Raw genomic sequence first — 15,747 nt, 5'->3', positions numbered from 1 at the left:
CATTTTTCTGAAGAACAGAATGACAAATGCGATCGCTGCGAATGAAATATGAACTATATAGAAATTTAAATCCGGCTTTACATACAGAAAACTCAGAGAAAATTCTTCGTATATAATCCGCTCTATTATGCGTAAAACTATTTGCCCCAGATTGAACCATAAACAGAAATGGCACATATGATCTATGTTAAAATATTCATTTCGCACCGCGGGTTGTGAGCTTTCTGACTGCCCCCCTAATCCCGTCCACGACCTAGAATCTACTTCAAGGACTTCCTTGTCAGAGCCCATGGACATGACCTTTGTATCGCGCACCACAGTGCGCTGATTGAAAGCGAGTGTTGCGAAACCCGCCAATACAACCAATATGCGACCGAAATTGACGGCAAACAAGATCGATTGCCATCAACTCTCGGCGCCATGCGCCAAGCTGATATTTATCCCGCCTCGCTTGCCAAAGCGTGTCGCACCTAAAGCCCTGCATCCTCCGCCGCTTCGGCCAACAACCCGAAGGCGTAGTCGGAAAAGGAACGCCAGACTTCGACGCGGAACGTGTCGTCATCGAGGCGCAGCAGCACGACTTCCACCTTGCCGAACAACGTGCGCGAGCAGGCTCCAACGGGGAAGGCCTGCAGCGACAGGTCCTGCGGGCAACCGCCAGCGAGCGTTGCTTCCGCACCGGGGCCGGAAACGATGATCGCTGTATTGCGGTGCGAGACATCAGTCGCCGAATGCACAACGCCGGCGGAGGCGGCAAGGCTCACAAGCTCGGTGCCATCCTCATCGAGGACCAGCCATTCGTCCGGTCCGAGCCACAAAGCATAGCGGCTAGCGGTGCGTACCGACGTCTTCGGCCGGCGCGGCAGGCTGAGACCGAGCGCTGAAAAGAGGCCGTCGAGCGAGTCCGCCGGTGCGCGCAGCGAAATACGGCTTGCGGGCGCGGCTGGCGTCAGCCGGACGGTGGCGGAGCCGCCGTGGCGGCCGGCGAGCGGCAGTTTGCGAGTGGCGAGATCAGCCATTGATCCGGCCTCCTTCCTTGTCAAAGAACACCAGATCCGTCACCTCGACGGCGATCGTCTTGTCGGGCATTGGCACATAGAGCGTCTTGCCCATGCGCTCGCGGCCGCCTGCGACCAGCGCGAAGGCAATCGAGCGACCAAGATTTTCCGACCAATAGGCCGAAGTGACATGGCCGAGCATGGTCATCGGCTTCTGCTCATTCGGATCGGCGACGATCTGAGCGCCTTCCTCCAGCACCACTTTCGAATCGCGGGTGATGAGGCCGACAAGCTGTTTGCGTCCCTCCTTGACCAAGTCGGGTCGTTTCAGACCGCGAATACCGACAAAATCCGTCTTCTTCTTCGAGACGGCCCAGGAAAGCCCGGCGTCATCGGGCGTCACCGTACCGTCCGTATCCTGGCCGACGATGATGTAGCCCTTTTCGGCGCGCAGTACGTGCATGGTCTCGGTACCGTAGGCGCAAGCGCCCAGCGGCTCAGCCCGCGCCCAGACGGCTTCCAAAACCGACTGCCCGTAGTCCGCCGGCACGTTGATTTCGTAGCCGACCTCGCCGGTGAAGGAGACGCGGAACAGTCGGGCCGGCACGCCGCATACTTTGCACTCGGCCACGCTCATGTGCGGGAAGGCCTCGTTGGAAAGATCCAGCCCCTCGACCAGTGGCTCGATGATTTCACGCGCCTTCGGCCCCTGTACGGCGATGACGGCCCATTGCTCGGTGGTGGAAGTCAGCCATACCTTCAGATGCGGGAATTCCGTCTGCAGATAATCTTCCATGTGGTGCAGCACGCGCGGCGCACCGCCGGTCGTGGTCGTCACATGGAATCGGTCGTCGGCCAAACGGCCGACCACACCGTCATCATAGACGAAACCGTCCTCGCGCAGCATGATGCCGTAACGGCAGCGGCCAGGCTTCAACGTATCCCAGGCGTTGGTGTAGAGCAGGTTCAAGAACTGCGCCGCATCCGGCCCGACGACTTCGATCTTGCCGAGCGTCGAGGCGTCGAACACGCCGGCTACCTCGCGCGCCGTGCGGCACTCGCGATTGACGGCCTGATGCATGGTCTCCCCCGGGCGAGGATAGAACCAGGCGCGCTTCCAGTTGCCGACGTCCTCGAAGACGGCGCCATGCGCTTCCTCCCAGGCATGCATCGGCGTCTTGCGGGCCGGATCGAAGAATGCACCGCGCGAATGGCTGATCAGCGTACCGTAGGTCACCGGGGTGTAGGGTGCGCGGAAGGTCGTAAGGCCGACCTGCGGGATGTCCTTGCCGAGCATTTCTGCGGCAATCGCCAGACCGTGCATGTTGGAGAGCTTGCCCTGATCGGACGCCATTCCGTTGGTGGTGAAACGCTTTATGTGTTCGATCGAATGCATGCCTTCGCGCACGGCGAGACGGATATCCTTGGCGCAGACATCATGCTGGAAATCGACGAAAGCCTTGGCGTTGGTATCAGGCCCCGCACCTTCAGCCGCGCCGATCATGCCGCCGGTCCATTCGATGGCCTGCTCGGCGTGCAGCTGGATTTTGTTGCCCTCGCCACCGGCACCGGCACCGGCAGCTCGCGCCATCAACTCGCCGGCGGCAAGCGATTCCTCGATCGCCGACTGCAGGCCATCCGTGCCGTTGCAGGCGCCAACCGAAAGGCAATCCTGAACATAGGTGCCAGGAAGGAAACGCTGCTTCTCAGCATCAAATTTCAACTTGCCGCGCGACTGCGAGAACAGATGCACGGAGGGCGTCCAGCCGGCGGAAACGAGCAGCGCGTCGACCGCGATCTTGCGCGAGCCCGTGCCGCCGTTGCGTGCCACCGTCATCGACGTGACGCGGAGCTTGCCGGAGGTGTCGGTGACGGCATAGTCCGTCAGCACCTCGATGCCGAGCCGCTTTGCTTCCGCGATCACGGCCTCGCCAGGACGTGCGCGGCTGTCGACGATGGCAACGACAGAGACGCCGGCGCGCTTCAGATCGAAGGCGGCTTCATAAGCCGAATCATGCGCCGTGTAGACACCGATCTTGGCGCCGACAGCAACACCGTAGTGATTGAGATAGGTGCGCGCCGCGGATGCGAGCATGATTCCCGGGCGGTCGTTGTTCGGGAACACCATATGTCGCTCGATCGCGCCGGTCGCCATGATGACGCGCTTGGCACGGACCTGCCACAAACGCTCGCGCGGCAGATTGCGGCCGGGTTTTGCGAGGTGATCGGTGACACGCTCGGCGAGACCGACGAAATTGTGATTGTAATAGCCGAAAGCCGTCGTACGAGTCAGCACTTCGACATTGTCCATCGACTTGAGCTTGGCGACAATGTTCTGCGCCCAGGCATAGCCCTCGACGCCGTCAATCTTGACGCTGGCGTCGAAGCGCAGCGCCCCACCCGCTTCCGCCTGCTCGTCACAGAGGATCACCTTGGCACCCGCCTCTGCTGCCGCGAGGGCCGCCGAAAGACCGGCAATGCCGGCACCGACCACCAGGACATCGCAATGGGCATAGCGGCTGGCGTAATGATCCGGATCGTCTTCCGTCGGTGCGACGCCAAGACCGGCGGCGCGGCGAATGAAGGGCTCGTAAATATGCTTCCAGGCAGCCTTCGGCCACATGAAGGTCTTGTAGTAGAAACCTGCGGCAAAGAATGGCGACAGCAGATTGTTGACGCCGCCGACATCGAAGGCGAGAGACGGCCAGCGGTTCTGCGACGCCGCCCTCATTCCATCGAAGACCTCCTGTACGCTGGCGCGCACATTCGGCTGACGGCGGGCCGAATCTCGGGAGATGTCGAGCAGTGCGTTGGGCTCTTCCGCGCCGGCTGACAGGATGCCGCGCGGACGATGATATTTGAACGAGCGGCCGACGAGATGAATGCCGTTTGCAAGCAGCGCCGAGGCGACGGTGTCGCCCTCCAGCGCCGTGTAGCTTTTGCCGTCAAAGGTGAAGCGGGCGGTTCTGGCCGGCGTCAGACGGCCCCTGCCCGCAATACGATTGGCGCCGCTCATTTCGCAAATCCCTCTTCTTGTGCCGTTTGTTCTTCTAGATTTTGGTCTTGCGCCACCGGCTCATGGGCGGCGGGCAGCAGCGTCGAAAGATCCGGCTTCGGCTCGCCGGCCTTGTAAGTCCGGTAGAAACGGTCGCTCACCGTGTCGCGCGCCGCATTGAAGAAGCGGCCGCAGCCATGGATGTGCCGCCAGCGCTCGAAGATCAGGCCCTTCGGATTGTCGCGCAGGAAGAAATATTCCTCGAATTCCTCGTCGGAAATCGCCGCGATGTTTTCAGGCCGCGCAATATGCGCGTCTCCGGCATTGCGGAACTCCAGTTCCGAACGCTCTTCCTCGCAATAGGGGCAGTAAATCAGCAGCATCGTTTTCTACCTGTGTTAAAGCTCGGAGCCGGAGATATTGGTGCCGGGAGGCTGGGCGCAGAGCCGACGTCCCATGGCAATGAACGGCGTGATGCGCTTCAATAGCTCCTCAAGCGACCCATAGGGTTTCAGCACGTTGGTCATCCCCAGATTGATCATGCTCATGCCGAGCAAGTCGGTGTCGAGCGCGAAGGCCCTGGTTGCCGGCGGCGTCGTTTCCGGCACGAAGTAAACTGCCGGCTCGTTCAACACCTTGAGGCAAGTCAGGATGCCGCTATCGGCCGCAAACGGCCAATCCGTCTCATTCTGCGCCTTGTGGATCATTTGCGTACGCACGTCTCTGGCCTCTGGAAAAAGATCGCTGACTGGAAGCAAAACCCCAGTCACAACAGCCATCCCGAAAGCCGCCGCCAGCATCAATGCGCCACGGCGGCAGCCGCCGCCTCGTCGATCAAACGGCCGGTGCGGAAGCGATCCAGATTCAGTCCAGCATTGAACTTGTGCGGCTCATCGCGGGCGATCAGATGGGCGAAGAGATTGGCAGAGCCCGGCGTCGCCTTGAAACCGCCCGTGCCCCAGCCACAATTGACGTAGAGCCCCGGCACCGGCGTTTTCGATTGGATCGCCGAACGGTCCGGCGTGTTATCGACGATGCCACCCCAAGAGCGCATCATCTTGACGCGCCGGAACATCGGGAACAGCTCGCAGATCGCATCCAGCGTATGGGTGATGATCTGCAAGCCACCGGTCTGGCTATAGGAATTGTACTGGTCCGTACCCGCGCCGATGACGAGTTCGCCCTTGTCGGACTGCGATATATAGGCATGCACCGTGTTCGACATGACGACGCAAGGGAAGATCGGCTTCAGGGGCTCGGACACCAGCGCCTGCAGCGGGCTCGATTGCAGCGGCACGCGCACGCCGGCCATCTGCATGACGACTGTGGTGTGGCCGGCCGCCGAAACGCCGATCTTCTTGGCGCCGATAAAGCCGCGCGTCGTATCGACACCAGTCACCCGGCCGTCCGACCCACGCTGGATACCGGTCACTTCGCAATTCTGAATGATGTGCACGCCGCGATCCGAAGCCGCGCGGGCAAAGCCCCAGGCCACCGCATCATGCCGGGCCGTGCCGCCGCGACGCTGAAGGGCGGCACCATTGATCGGGTAGCGCGCGGTCTGGGAAATATCGAGTGGCGGACAGTAAGCTTTCGCTTGCTCCGGCGTCAGCCATTCATTGTCGATGCCATAGAGCCGGTTGGCATGGATATGCCGCTTGAAGGACTGCTGATCGTGGATATTGTGCGACAGCATCATCACGCCGCGCGGCGAATACATGACATTGTAGTTGAGATCCAGAGAAAGCCCCTCCCAGAGCTTCATCGAATGCTCATAGATGTGCATGCTCTCTTCATAGAGATAGTTCGAGCGGATGATGGTCGTGTTGCGGCCGGTATTGCCGCCGCCGAGCCAGCCCTTTTCGAGGACTGCGACATTGGTAATGCCGTGCTCCTTGGCAAGATAGTAGGCAGCGCCCAGGCCATGGCCACCGGCGCCGATGATGATGACGTCATACTCCTTGCGCGGCTCCGGCGAGGTCCACTGGGCCTCCCAGCCCTTGTGAGCCCGCATTGCTTCCCGTGCCACGGCAAAAACCGAGTATTTACGCATTCGCCCTCAACTCCTTCAGGCAAGACGCCCTTCTTGTGGGTCATACAAATCGCAAATCAAAAACCGACACAACGGCTCTTTTGCGACGCATTCAGGACCGGCTTTCGACACGGTTAAAAGGAATGGCGAATGACAACATCAAACCATCTGTGGAGTCTGTGCCGTTGTGGCCGAATTCATGTCCGCTTGAGGAACAAACCACATTGTTGCGTCACGGGTAAAAAGAAGACACGCGGCGAGCAAATAAAACGAGGTCACCAAAATTAGCAAAACGAATTCGAAAAGCGTTCCCTCTGCGTTGCCCTTAAATGTGAGCATTCCGGCGCCGAAGCCAATGAAAAACATCATAGCGAATTGCCCGCCAAGTGTCATCCAGCGCGCCCAGTTCACCCGTTTATGGGCAACTAGCCAAACCCAGAAGATTTGGATGCAAAGAATCGCAATTTGTAAAACCGTGAAAGCCAATGGTGCTTCAGTAAAACGACTGGCCGTCCTATCCCAGTTCACCAACTGATTTATAAGAATAACCGCCATCCCAGCATATGTGAGGCGTTCGTAATATCGAACGCTCATTGGCATGGTCTGATCGCTCATAATTCCCCACTCCGTCCTACTTACGCTGAAGATGACAAATCTTCACCCGACCACCATGGCCGTCGCTGCGCCAGCCGCATCCTTCCTTCTGCAGCCTTTGGTTGTAAAGATAGATTCTCGCGCGATGCTTGCTGTCGAAGGTCTGGTTCGAAAAATCGTTGCCGCCGATGTGGACATTCTTGCCGAGATGCACTTCGTCTGCTCTAGCAGGCGCAAACGTTGCGGCGAAAACGACAAAGGCCAGCGTGGGCGCCGCAAGCAGCCTCCCAGCAGCAACGAGGTCGAATGATTTCATGAAGCGATTCCCCTTGGCGCGCCAGGTAACGGCCGGGATGGGGCAATTCACCATGGCGCATGAACGACTGTGATCTAGAATTTTCGCATAGGCATGTCAGTGTCGCAAAACATGGAAAATCAATTCCACATCCACCAGTCACAACAGGCAAGGCAAGGCGCTACCGGCCCAATCAAGGGCTCGACAAACGGCTTTTTCCTCCGCAAACTCACGATCCGGCTGGACTTTGACAAACCGATCTGCTATCCCGCCTTACCAATCGCAAGGCTGCGGCCGCGCGACCGTTATTTTTTTGCCTCTGGTGCTGCAGTCGCCGCTGGCATCAACCAAACCAAAGGAACGTGATTCTCGTGCAGGTACTCGTCCGCGATAACAATGTCGACCAGGCTCTCCGCGCTCTCAAGAAGAAAATGCAGCGCGAAGGTATTTTCCGCGAAATGAAGATGCGCGACTATTACGAAAAGCCGTCGCAGAAGCGTGCTCGCGAGAAGGCAGAAGCTGTTCGTCGTGTTCGCAAGCTGGCACGCAAGCGTGCACAGCGCGAAGGTCTGGTCGCACGCTAATCGTCGTTTTTTCGACGTTTTCAGATGCATGTCTGGCGGGGGCGAGTCGGTCGCCGCCGCCTTTTTGATTTATTCCCTGGGCAAACGGGGTTAGATCAAAACAGCCTGATATAACGCATGGGGAAAGCGAAACCCGATAATGGCAATCACGACGTCTAAACAGTTCCGCACTTCGAACCTGTCTTTTTTCGTTTCGAAGCGCGCTGCTGCCTTGCCAGCTTTGGCTCTTCTCACTGCGATCGGCCTTTCCGGCTGTCAGACGGCTTCTACCGATACGGTGATCCGCATCGACAAGGCACAGGGCTCGTCGGAAAACATTGCCTCGCTGACCTCGGTCATCAATGCCAACCCACAGGATCCGGAAGGCTACAACGTCCGCGGCACGGCCTATGGTCGCGGCGGCGAATTCAGCCGCGCCCTTGCGGACTTCAACCAGGCGATTCAGCTCAATCCGAAGTTCTATCAGGCCTACGCCAACCGAGCACTCATCTATCGCAACATGGGCAAGCTGCCGGAAGCGATCGCCGACTATAACGCCGCGCTGCAGATCAATCCCAATTATGACGTCGCCTATATCGGCCGCGGCAACCTCTATCGCCAGGCCGGCCGCGACGACGACGCCTTCAACGATTACTCCAAGGCGATCAGCCTCGGAACGACGGACGGTCGCGCCTATAATGGCCGCGGCGTGATCTATCAGAAGCGCAATCAGCAGGATAAGGCGATCGACGACTTCTCCAAGGCGATCTCGCTGTCGCCGAATTCGCCAGAGCCTTATAACAGCCGCGGCATCTCCTATCTCGCGCAGAACGACGACGACAACGCTTTCGCCGATTTCAACCACGCGATCGACCTGAACAACAAGGTCGCCGAATCCTGGGCAAATCAGGCCTTCGTTTACGAGCGCCGTGGCGACAAGGCCAAAGCCCGCCGCTCCTACCAGCACGCGGTGAACCTCGACCCAACCTATCAGCCGGCCAAGGATGGTCTGGCACGCGTCGGGGCAGGCGCCTAAAGCCATTCCAGGAAAAGCGCGAAGCGGTTTTGCGATACCGCGAAAAGCTGAACCGCGTTGACTCCGCCGCACATCATCAGAACAGTGGGCCGCTCGGCGATCATCCGCCCGGCGGCTTTTCTTTGCGCTGTTGAACGCATAGTCTCGGCCCGGCCTCATATTCGGACAAGAGACAAGGCATGCCCTCTCCTCAAAAAATCATCGTCGTCGGCGCCGGCATCATCGGCGCTTCCATCGCCTGGCATTTGGCGCGCAAGGGTGCATCCGTCACCGTGATCGCGGCAAAGGCGGGCGGCGAGGCGACGCCGAATTCCTTTGCCTGGATCAATGCGAGCTGGGGCAATCCCGAATTCTATTTCCATTTCCGTCGCCGCTCGATGGCAGAATGGTCGCGGTTGGCGGCTGACATTCCCGGCCTGCCGCTTTCCTGGTGCGGCGGGCTCTGCTGGGATCTGACGGAGGCTAAGCTGGAGGCCTATGCCGCACAGCAAGGTGGCTGGGGCTACGGCATACGACGGGTCGATCGCGAGACAAGCGCCGCCCTCGAACCTCATCTTGCCAATCCGCCCTCATTCGCATTGCATGTCGCCGAAGAAGGCGCTGTTGAGCCCGTCGCCGCTGCCAATCTGTTGCTTGAAGACGCCGCACGTCAGGGCGCAACGCTGTTATACGGCACTGAGGCCGGGCGGCTCTTACAGGACAACGGCAAGATTACCGGCGTTGCAACGAGGGACGGAGCACTGCTTGCCGATCATGTCGTTCTGGCCGCCGGCGCAGGCACCGCGGCGCTCGCCGCTTCCGTTGGTATCGATGTGCCGATCGAAACACCGCCGGGCCTGATTGTTCACTCTCGTCCATGTCCTCGGCTTCTGAATGGCCTCGTCATGGCGCCAGGACTGCACATGCGCCAGACGGCAGAAGGCCGAGTTATCGCAGGCAGCGATTTCGGCGGCACCAATCCCGGCAACAATCCACAAAAAGCCGCCGACGAACTTTTCGCCAAGGTAAAAGCCATGCTGCGCGGCGGCGACACGCTCGAACTCGACTTTTACACGGTCGGCTATCGTCCGACACCGAAAGACGGCTTCCCGATTATCGGCGGTGTCGATGCAGCGCCGGGCCTCTATCTCGCCGTCCTGCATTCCGGCGTGACCCTGGCGCCGCTCGTCGGATCGGTTGCGGCAGCGGAGATTATCGGCGGCTATCCCGACCCTCAGCTTTCTCCATTCCGCCTGTCGCGATTCGCGCAATCAAGCGAGTAGCTCATGAAATACAACTTTAAGCCATGCTGACTATGCCCAAAGCGTCTGGCATCACTTACGATTTAACGGCGATGACTTTTCATATGTTGCAACGCAATTTACCGAGCCCTAACATGGTGCTTTCGAGAGCATGCTGCTCGGGTAAAAGCATGGGGGCGCTCGACATGATGACCAAGACCGATATTCCCGCTTTCGCAGACGCTTTTTATCCCCATGGTGGTCCGATCGGTTGACCCCACCATGAACAAGCCGCGTTTCCCGAAGGCTTCGATTGGGGCTTATCTGATCGCCATAGCACTGGCGATTGCCTTGCCAATTCTAGCTTTCGTTGCATTATTGCTGGTCCAGCTCGAGAACAACGAACGGGATGTGCTGAAGCGCGATACGGTTCAGGACGCTCAGGCGTTGGCGCGGACCATCGACCGGCAATTGCAGGACATGGCGACGACCCTACGACTGCTCTCCTCCTCACCGGAACTGGAGCGCAACGATATCGCCACCTTCTTCGACCGGACAGAGACGGTATTGCGCACCGATTCGCTTTTCGTCCTGCTCGTCGACAAGGACGGTCAGCAACGGCTCAATACGCGACGGCCGTTCGGGGAGCCGCTCGGCAAGACAGCCAATATGGCGGCGTTGCGCTCCGCACTTGATTCGGGGCGGATCGAAGCCTCCGACGTCTTCATCGGCTCGACCAGCCGTCAATGGGTCTACAATGTCACCCTGCCGCTCTATCACTCGCCTGCCGGTGCAGCGTTGATCATGACGCAGAATGCCGATGATCTTGGCAAGCTGGTGACAACAGACGCACTTGCCCCCGGCTGGTCGGCTGCCGTCATCGACAGTTCCGGCCATATCCTCGCTGCCAGCGGTCCCGCCAATCATGTTCCCGGCGACGCCTTCAACGCCAACATTCTGCCAAAGCTGATCGCCTCAAGCGGCGTCTATCAGGATGAAAAGGTCCTGCCGCACTCCTTGCTTGGTTATGCGCAAATTCCTGGCTGGTCGTGGAAAGCCGTCGTGTGGGGACCAGTGGCCTCGGCACAGGCTTCGCTGATGAGCACGTGGCGTTTCCTGATCTATGGCGGCGTCACCCTATTGTTGATCGCGCTGATTGCGGTCTATGCGCTGGCCCGCCAAGTGCGCACCACGATCCAGAGCATTGCCGACATGGCAGATCGCATGGGCCGCGGCGAGATCGTTTCGCCGATCGAGACCAGCGTCATCGAGGCAAATCAGATGGCCATGGCGCTTTCCAACGCTTCCTTTGATCGCAGCGAAACCGAGGACCGGCTGCATTTCGTCATGCATGAGCTCGTCCATCGCACCAAGAACCTGCTGGCTCTCGCCCAGGCGATGACCCGTCAGCTCGCGCGGCAAACCGACAGCGTGGACACTTTTCAACGCGCGGTCGCCGATCGGCTGGAAGGGCTGGCGCGTTCGATCGAAGTCCTGACCAGCGAACAATGGTCCGGCGTGTCGCTGCGCCGGGTGATCGACATTCATCTGGCCACCTTCCTGCAAGGACCGCAACAACTCGATATCAAGGGTAGGGATTTCCTGTTGAAGCCGGAGGCGGTACAGAATCTCGGTCTGGTTCTGCATGAACTGGCGACGAATTCGGTGAAGTACGGCGCGCTCTCCGCTCCCGAGGGGAAGATCGCGATTGAATGGACGAGTACGGACGGCGACATCGGACAGATGATCCGATTCACTTGGACAGAGAGCGGCGGCCCGATCGTCAAGACACCCACCGTGACCGGCTTTGGTACGACCGTCACCAAGGCTCACGCCGCCGCCGCCTTTGGCGGTAGTGTAGAGATCGACTTCCGCCCGACAGGTCTCGTCTGGGTGCTGAACGCCTTGCGCAGCACGATGGAGCGCGAACGGGAGCGAAACTAGCGCCCGCTCGCCGCTCGGAACATTCAACCGCAGGGATCGTTACAGTTTGGTCATTCCAAAGGAGAAAGACCATGCTGAAACCCATTCTCCTGGCGTCCGCGGCACTGTCTGTCGCGATATGGGCTGCGCCTGCAAGTTCCGCAGACTACGCCACTCTCGGCAAGCTCACCTGCACGTCGAAAGGATCGACGGGCATGATCATCATGTCCCAGAAGAACCTGATGTGTACTTTTGAACCGAGCGGCGGCGGGCCGCGTGCGCGTTATGCCGGCACCATCCAGAAGTACGGCGTCGACCTTGGCGTTACCGGCCGTAGCGTCATGATCTGGGCTGTGCTTGCCAAAACCGGTACGCCATGGACCGATATCGCGCTGGCCGGCGAATATTACGGCGTTGGCGCCGATGCCAGCGTTGCAGCCGGTGGCGGTGCCAAGGTCATCAGCGGCGGCACGAACAAGGCTTTCATGCTGCAACCCCTCAACGTCCAGGTCCAGGAAGGCGTCAACATCGCCGTTGGCGTTGAGAAGATGACGCTGGCACCTGCTTCGATTTAAGAAGAAATGAAGTCAGGGCGATTCGTGTGAATCGCCCAATATGCGTGCCTTCGCTCCCTCTTCGTCCCCTGACGTCTCTCCCGTGCAGGAGACTGCAGTTCACTCATTCATCGCCTTGACGATTTCCTCGGTCACCTTCTTGGCGTCGCCAAGCAGCATCATCGTGCCGTCTTTGTAGAACAGCGTATTGTCGATGCCGGCATAACCGGAGCCGAGCGAGCGTTTGACGAAGAGGCAGGTCTTCGCCTTGTCGACGTCAAGGATCGGCATGCCGTAGATCGGCGAGGTCTTGTCGTCGCGTGCGGCCGGGTTGGTGACGTCGTTCGCGCCGATGACGTAGGCGACGTCGGCCTGAGCAAATTCCGAGTTGATGTCCTCGAGTTCGAACACTTCGTCATAAGGAACATTGGCTTCGGCAAGCAGCACGTTCATATGGCCTGGCATGCGGCCGGCAACCGGATGAATGGCATATTTCACGTCGACGCCGTTTGCCTTCAGCTTGTCTGCCATTTCGCGCAGAGCATGTTGGGCCTGGGCCACCGCCATGCCGTACCCCGGCACGATGATGACTTTCGAGGCATTGGCCATCAGATAGGCCGCATCCTCTGCCGAGCCGAGCTTCACCGTCCTGTCGCTGTTGTCAGCGCCGCTGGAAGCCGTCTCACCACCGAAACCTCCGAGGATCACGGAAATGAAAGAGCGGTTCATACCCTTGCACATAATGTAGCTCAGGATCGCGCCGGAAGACCCGACCAGGGCACCGGTGATGATCAGCGCCAGATTGCCGAGCGTGAAGCCGATGCCGGCAGCCGCCCAGCCGGAATAGGAGTTCAGCATCGACACGACAACCGGCATGTCGGCGCCGCCGATCGGCACGATCAGCAACACGCCGAGCGCCAGAGCCAGGGCGACGATCGCCCAGAAATCGAAATGGCTCTCGCTGACGGCCAGACCGACGATGAAGAACAGGATCAGCGCCAGCAACACGGCGTTGATGATATGCCGGTTCGGCAGCAGGATCGGCTTGCCGGACATCCGTCCGTCGAGCTTCAGGAAGGCGATGATCGAGCCGGTGAAGGTCAACGCGCCGATGGCGACGCCGATCGCCATTTCGATGCGTGCCTCATGGTGGATCGAGCCGATAGCGCCGATACCAAAGGAGGATGGCGTATAGAGCGCCGCGGCTGCGACCAGCACGGCCGCCAAACCGACCAGAGAATGGAAGCCGGCTACGAGCTGCGGCATCGAGGTCATCGGAATGACACGGGCGATATAGGCCCCCGCCCCGCCGCCAATGGCGAGGCCGAGGACAATCAGCACGAAACCGCCGAAGGATGGCGTCGCCAGAACCAGCGTCGTGGCGATGGCAATTCCCATGCCGACCATGCCGTAGAGATTTCCCTTACGACTGGTGGCCGGATGCGACAGGCCGCGCAGCGCCAGGATGAACAGCACGCCGGAGACGAGATAGAGGAAGGCTGCGATATTGCTCAGCATGCCGCCCTCACTTGTCTTTCTTCTTGTACATTGCCAGCATGCGCTGGGTGACAAGGAAGCCGCCGACGATATTGACCGAGACAAGCACCAGGGCCACGAAGCCGAAACCGGTGGCAAGCCCGCTGGCGGAAATGCCGACCGCCAGGAGCGCGCCCACGACGATGACGGAAGAAATCGCATTCGTGACCGCCATCAGCGGCGTATGCAAGGCCGGGGTTACCGACCAGACGACGTAGTAGCCCACGAAAATAGCCAATACGAAGATCGCCAGTTGGAAGACGAAAGGATCGATCGCACCACCGGAGACGGCGCTGACGGAATCCGGCGCCTGGGCGGCAGCGGTCATCACGGCGGTGACGGCGTCGTTCAGCTGTTGGAGCGCCTGGTCCATTGCTTGGCTGGCCATCTAGAGATCTCCCTTGTTGACCGTCGGCTGATCCGGGTCGACGAAATTAGGATGCACGACTTCGCCGCCATCGGTTAGCATCGTCGCTTTGATCAGTTCATCGGCACGGTTAAGCCCGAGGCTCTTTGTACCCTTGTCGACCATCGTTTCCAGGAAAGTAACGAGGTTCTTGGCATAGAGCGCAGACGCGCTCGCCGGAATGCGGCCGGCCATATTGGGATATCCGACCACCTTGACACCCTCGACATCGGCCACGGTCCCGAATTCGACACCCTCGATATTGCCGCCACGCTCAACGGCAAGGTCGACGGCAACTGAGCCAGGGCGCATCGCCTTCAGCATCTCGCGGCTGACAAGCCGTGGTGCCGGGCGACCGGGAATCAAAGCCGTCGTGATGACGATATCCTGCTTGGAGATATGTTCGGCAACCAGCGCAGCTTGCTTGGCTTGATAGTCTTTGGACATCTCCTTGGCGTAGCCGCCGGCCGTTTCCGCCGCCTTGAATTCCTCATCTTCGACGGCGACGAATTTCGCGCCAAGGGAAGCGACCTGCTCCTTGGCGGCGGGACGAACGTCCGTCGCCGACACCTGCGCGCCGAGTCGTCTTGCCGTCGCAATTGCCTGCAGGCCGGCGACGCCGGCGCCCATGACGAAGACTTTCGCGGCCGGCACGGTGCCGGCCGCCGTCATCATCATCGGCAATGCCCGGTCATAAACCGCAGCTGCCTCGATCACAGCCTGATAGCCGGCAAGATTGGCCTGTGACGACAGGACGTCCATCGACTGCGCACGGGTGATGCGCGGCATCAGCTCCATAGCGAAGCTCGTCAGTCCGGCCCGTGCCATGTCGACAAGCGCGGCTTCGTTGCCATAGGGATCCATGATGGCAATGACGATCGCGCCGCTCTTATAGCCAGCGACCTCAGTACCGGTCGGCCGGCGTACTTTGAGGATGACATCGGCCTGGGTGGCATCCTGTGCAGAGCCGATACGCGCTCCGATGGCTTCGTATTCGCTATCCGGAATGCGCGACGGAGCACCCGCGCCGGCCTCGACCACAATGTCAAAGCCAAGGCCTTTCATTTTCTTCACCGTTTCGACGGACGCGGCGACTCGCGTCTCATCCGACACGGTCTCCTTGGCGACAAAAACCAGATTGCCCAACGACACCACCTCACGTCAAACGACAGCGCTGCTGGATGCCAGGAGCGCAATAGCCTGCAGAATCCAGGCCGAGATTCCGGGAAAGGCGCGGGCCGGACGGCCCTGCGTCGATCAGCGCGCTCGAATATCAGCGCGCGAGCATGGTGCCAACGATTGAAAGAATGATGAAAATAAGCAGACCGCCGAGGAAACCGGCATGACCGAAGAACCCGGCCGCCATCGCAATCATCAGCGCGGTGATGATCGCCGATCCGACCTTGGCGCCCGAAATGAACATATTATAGGTCTTCTCATGCTCCTTGTAGTCCATTGGAGCACCGGTTTCGATCGGTCCGGTATGATGTTCGGCCATTCAAAAATCTCCCCTCAATCCGCTCCCCGACCGGCCTTGCAATCGCCTGTCGGCTGGAGTTCAGCCTCGAAAGCCGCGGTAGAACTCAACGAGACAC

At 59.7% G+C, this 15,747-nt stretch carries 17 protein-coding genes; 6 read left to right on the top strand and 11 right to left on the bottom strand.

The window, feature by feature from the left end:
- Positions 1 to 470 precede the first annotated feature (470 nt).
- The 7 genes from FHT86_RS29550 to FHT86_RS29520 all read right to left on the bottom strand — a co-directional run bounded on the left by FHT86_RS29550 (position 471) and on the right by FHT86_RS29520 (position 6,935).
- Positions 471 to 1,019, bottom strand: coding sequence for a sarcosine oxidase subunit gamma (locus FHT86_RS29550; RefSeq protein WP_133710470.1), 549 nt, complete (start codon positions 1,017 to 1,019; stop codon positions 471 to 473).
- Positions 1,012 to 4,014 carry a sarcosine oxidase subunit alpha gene (locus FHT86_RS29545; RefSeq protein ID WP_133710469.1) on the bottom strand — a complete coding sequence of 1,001 codons (3,003 nt, stop codon included), beginning with the start codon at positions 4,012 to 4,014 and terminating at the stop codon, positions 1,012 to 1,014. The genes FHT86_RS29550 and FHT86_RS29545 overlap by 8 nt, the downstream gene beginning before the upstream one ends.
- Positions 4,011 to 4,376: a sarcosine oxidase subunit delta gene (locus FHT86_RS29540; protein ID WP_133710468.1), complete on the bottom strand. Its 366-nt coding sequence runs from the start codon at positions 4,374 to 4,376 to the stop codon at positions 4,011 to 4,013. The genes FHT86_RS29545 and FHT86_RS29540 overlap by 4 nt, the downstream gene beginning before the upstream one ends.
- 15 nt (positions 4,377 to 4,391) lie before the next feature.
- Positions 4,392 to 4,712, bottom strand: coding sequence for a hypothetical protein (locus FHT86_RS29535; RefSeq protein WP_312862567.1), 321 nt, complete (start codon positions 4,710 to 4,712; stop codon positions 4,392 to 4,394).
- Between the two features lie 80 nt (positions 4,713 to 4,792).
- Complete coding sequence (locus FHT86_RS29530) at positions 4,793 to 6,046, bottom strand: sarcosine oxidase subunit beta family protein (protein ID WP_133710466.1); 1,254 nt, start codon at positions 6,044 to 6,046, stop codon at positions 4,793 to 4,795.
- 138 nt (positions 6,047 to 6,184) lie between these two features.
- Positions 6,185 to 6,640: a hypothetical protein gene (locus FHT86_RS29525; RefSeq protein ID WP_133710465.1), complete on the bottom strand. Its 456-nt coding sequence runs from the start codon at positions 6,638 to 6,640 to the stop codon at positions 6,185 to 6,187.
- A 16-nt stretch (positions 6,641 to 6,656) separates the two neighbouring features.
- Positions 6,657 to 6,935, bottom strand: coding sequence for a hypothetical protein (locus FHT86_RS29520; protein WP_183868961.1), 279 nt, complete (start codon positions 6,933 to 6,935; stop codon positions 6,657 to 6,659).
- A 111-nt stretch (positions 6,936 to 7,046) separates the two neighbouring features.
- Here FHT86_RS29520 and FHT86_RS29515 point away from each other — a divergent pair, with 111 nt between their 5' ends.
- The 6 genes from FHT86_RS29515 (at position 7,047) to FHT86_RS29490 (ending at position 12,231) form a co-directional block, all read left to right on the top strand.
- On the top strand, positions 7,047 to 7,280 hold the full coding sequence (locus tag FHT86_RS29515) for a hypothetical protein (RefSeq protein WP_133710463.1): 234 nt from the start codon (positions 7,047 to 7,049) through the stop codon (positions 7,278 to 7,280).
- Between the two features lie 5 nt (positions 7,281 to 7,285).
- Positions 7,286 to 7,498: a 30S ribosomal protein S21 gene (gene rpsU / locus FHT86_RS29510; protein ID WP_003585885.1), complete on the top strand. Its 213-nt coding sequence runs from the start codon at positions 7,286 to 7,288 to the stop codon at positions 7,496 to 7,498.
- Between the two features lie 139 nt (positions 7,499 to 7,637).
- Positions 7,638 to 8,513, top strand: a complete 876-nt coding sequence (locus FHT86_RS29505) for a tetratricopeptide repeat protein (protein WP_133710462.1) — start codon at positions 7,638 to 7,640, stop codon at positions 8,511 to 8,513.
- A gap of 179 nt (positions 8,514 to 8,692) precedes the next feature.
- The gene (locus tag FHT86_RS29500; RefSeq protein ID WP_133710461.1) at positions 8,693 to 9,775 is read left to right on the top strand and encodes an FAD-binding oxidoreductase; all 1,083 of its coding nucleotides are present in this window, start codon (positions 8,693 to 8,695) and stop codon (positions 9,773 to 9,775) included.
- Between the two features lie 240 nt (positions 9,776 to 10,015).
- Positions 10,016 to 11,677 carry a sensor histidine kinase gene (locus FHT86_RS29495; protein ID WP_246779725.1) on the top strand — a complete coding sequence of 554 codons (1,662 nt, stop codon included), beginning with the start codon at positions 10,016 to 10,018 and terminating at the stop codon, positions 11,675 to 11,677.
- 71 nt (positions 11,678 to 11,748) lie between these two features.
- The gene (locus tag FHT86_RS29490; RefSeq protein WP_133710459.1) at positions 11,749 to 12,231 is read left to right on the top strand and encodes a DUF992 domain-containing protein; all 483 of its coding nucleotides are present in this window, start codon (positions 11,749 to 11,751) and stop codon (positions 12,229 to 12,231) included.
- 99 nt (positions 12,232 to 12,330) lie between these two features.
- On the opposite strand, the gene FHT86_RS29485 is transcribed toward FHT86_RS29490, so the two are convergent.
- The 4 genes from FHT86_RS29485 to FHT86_RS29470 all read right to left on the bottom strand — a co-directional run bounded on the left by FHT86_RS29485 (position 12,331) and on the right by FHT86_RS29470 (position 15,650).
- The gene (locus FHT86_RS29485; protein ID WP_133710638.1) at positions 12,331 to 13,725 is read right to left on the bottom strand and encodes an NAD(P)(+) transhydrogenase (Re/Si-specific) subunit beta; all 1,395 of its coding nucleotides are present in this window, start codon (positions 13,723 to 13,725) and stop codon (positions 12,331 to 12,333) included.
- Between the two features lie 10 nt (positions 13,726 to 13,735).
- Positions 13,736 to 14,134 (bottom strand): NAD(P) transhydrogenase subunit alpha, encoded by a 399-nt coding sequence (locus tag FHT86_RS29480; protein ID WP_133710458.1) that lies wholly within the window; start codon positions 14,132 to 14,134, stop codon positions 13,736 to 13,738.
- Positions 14,135 to 15,298, bottom strand: a complete 1,164-nt coding sequence (locus FHT86_RS29475) for a Re/Si-specific NAD(P)(+) transhydrogenase subunit alpha (RefSeq protein WP_133710457.1) — start codon at positions 15,296 to 15,298, stop codon at positions 14,135 to 14,137. It abuts the gene before it with no gap.
- Positions 15,299 to 15,425: 127 nt separating this feature from the next.
- Positions 15,426 to 15,650 carry an aa3-type cytochrome c oxidase subunit IV gene (locus tag FHT86_RS29470; protein WP_133710456.1) on the bottom strand — a complete coding sequence of 75 codons (225 nt, stop codon included), beginning with the start codon at positions 15,648 to 15,650 and terminating at the stop codon, positions 15,426 to 15,428.
- Between the last annotated feature and the right edge of the window lie 97 nt (positions 15,651 to 15,747).

Origin of the sequence: Rhizobium sp. BK313, from assembly GCF_014193655.1 — a bacterium.
In the GTDB taxonomy this organism is placed as follows: domain Bacteria; phylum Pseudomonadota; class Alphaproteobacteria; order Rhizobiales; family Rhizobiaceae; genus Rhizobium.
The sequence above is the reverse complement of the archived record's forward strand: the minus strand, read 5'-3'. Positions and strand labels throughout refer to the sequence as shown.